The sequence below is a fragment of the Streptomyces sp. WG7 genome (assembly GCF_049975785.1).
In the GTDB taxonomy this organism is placed as follows: domain Bacteria; phylum Actinomycetota; class Actinomycetes; order Streptomycetales; family Streptomycetaceae; genus Streptomyces.
Genome location: NZ_JBNGGE010000131.1, coordinates 1 through 1,938 on the forward strand (window position 1 = coordinate 1; position 1,938 = coordinate 1,938).

Genomic DNA, 1,938 nt, shown 5'->3' on the forward strand with positions numbered 1-1,938 from the left:
ACGCCTGGGCATGAACCCCCTGATTCTCGCCGCCCTCGCCACCATGGCGCTCGGCACCATCTCCGGCACCACCCCCTGGGGCGGCGCGGCCACCCGAGGCATCAGCGCCCTCCACCTGGACGCGGGTGAGTACTTCGTCCACATGATCGGGCCCATGGCCCTCACCAGCCTGGCGATCATCGCCGTCGCCCACTGGCTCGGCCTGCGCGAGCGCCACAAGATCGACGGGGAGAAGCTCACCGCCTACAAGCTGGAGATCGCCTCCGGCGAGGCCATCCCTACCGTGAAGGCCGACTGGCGGCTGTGGTTCAACGCCGCCCTCACCCTGCTCCTGATGGTGCTCCTCATCCTCGAGGTCGCCGACCTCGTGGTGCTCTTCATGGTGGCGTTCGCCGTCGCCCTGCTCGTCAACATCCGCTCCATCGCCGACCAGCAGGAACTCATCAAGCGCCAGGCCGCCAACGCCGTGCCGGTGATGATGCTCGTCCTGGCGGCCGGCATCTTCACGGGCATCATGACGGACGCCGGAATGATCGAGGCGATGGCGGACGCGGCCCTCTCGGTCGTCCCGGACGGCTGGGGCAATCTGGTGCCCCTCTTCACGGCCCTGCTCGCGCTTCCGCTCGGCTTCTTCATGTCGAACGACGCGTACTGGTTCGGCGTGGTCCCCGTGCTGGCCGAATCGGCGGGCCACTACGGCATCCACGCCAACGAGATCGCCCGCGCCGGCGCCATCGGCCAGATACTGCACAGCATGGGCCCCACCTCCGCGCCCCTGTGGGTGCTGCTCGGACTGGTCAAGGCGGACCTCGGCGACTTCCAGAAGACGGCGCTGCGCTGGGGCGTCCCCGTCTCGCTCGCCTACATCGCCTTCGCCCTGATGACCGGCGCCATCACGGTCGCCTGACGCCGAGTGCCGCGGCGGCGAGCCCTCGGGACCCCGCGGCGGCACGGCATGAACCCGGTGGGCCGCACCGATACGGGGTGCGGCCCACCGGGAACGAGGAGGCCTGCGAGGCACAGTCCGCGGCTCAGGTGACGCTGATGGCGCCGGTGACGACGGCGAAAAGGATGTATGCGGCGGAGACGAGGACGCCCCAGCGCAGGGCGTGTCTCTGGAAGTCGCCCAGTTCGGCCTTGACGAGTCCGAGGAGGACCCAGAGCGGGGCGCTGGTGGGGCCCATCATGTGGAGGATCTGGCCGATGGCGCCGGCGCGGGCGATCTCGTTGGCGGGGATGCCGTAGTGCGCGGCGGACTCCGCGAGTACGGGGACGACGCCGAACCAGTAGCCGTCGTTGGACATGAAGAAGCCGAGCGGCAGGGCGAGGATCGCGGTGAACAGCGGGATGATGTCGCCCCAGCCTTCGGGGACGATGGCGAGGGCCGCGTCGGCCATGGCCTTGATCATGCCGGAGTCGGTCATGATGCCGGTGAAGACGCCGGCGGCCAGGACGAGGATCATCACCGGGACGGCGTTGGCGGCCTGCCGCTTGATGAGTTCCTGCTGGTCGCCGATGGCACGGATGTTGACGAGCAGGGCGATGACGAACGCCACCATGAACAGGACGAGCAGGTCGGCGACCTCCATGATGAGGAGCACCATCAGCAGCAGGGTGAGGGCGGCGTTGAACCACAGGCGCCAGTCCACCTTGACCGGCTCGAACGCCGCGCCGGTGGCGATCTCCAGCTTGTAGGCGGCGAGCTTCTCACCGTCGATCTTGTGGCGCTCGCGCAGGCCGAGCCAGTAGGCGACGGCGATGATCGCCAGGCTGGTGAGGGCCATGGGGCCGATCATGTGGACGAAGTACTCGGTGGCGCTCAGGTGCAGGACGCTGATGCCGCGGGTGGCCGCGCCGCCCCAGGGCGTGGTGCCGGAGATGGTGCCCAGCGCCATGGCCGCCAGGGTCGCCAGGATGAGCGGGTTCATGCCCAGGCGC

2 protein-coding genes are annotated in these 1,938 nt (G+C 69.2%); one reads left to right on the forward strand and one right to left on the reverse strand.

Translation table 11 applies throughout. The features are described 5' to 3' along the window. The coding region (locus ACP4J0_RS38330; RefSeq protein WP_426604046.1) for a citrate:proton symporter at window positions 1-907 on the forward strand (907 nt) is incomplete at its 5' end. 124 nt (window positions 908-1,031) lie between these two features. Here the strand turns inward: ACP4J0_RS38330 and ACP4J0_RS38335 are convergent. Further along, window positions 1,032-1,938: citrate:proton symporter (locus ACP4J0_RS38335; RefSeq protein WP_426604048.1), on the reverse strand; the 907-nt coding region annotated here is incomplete at its 5' end.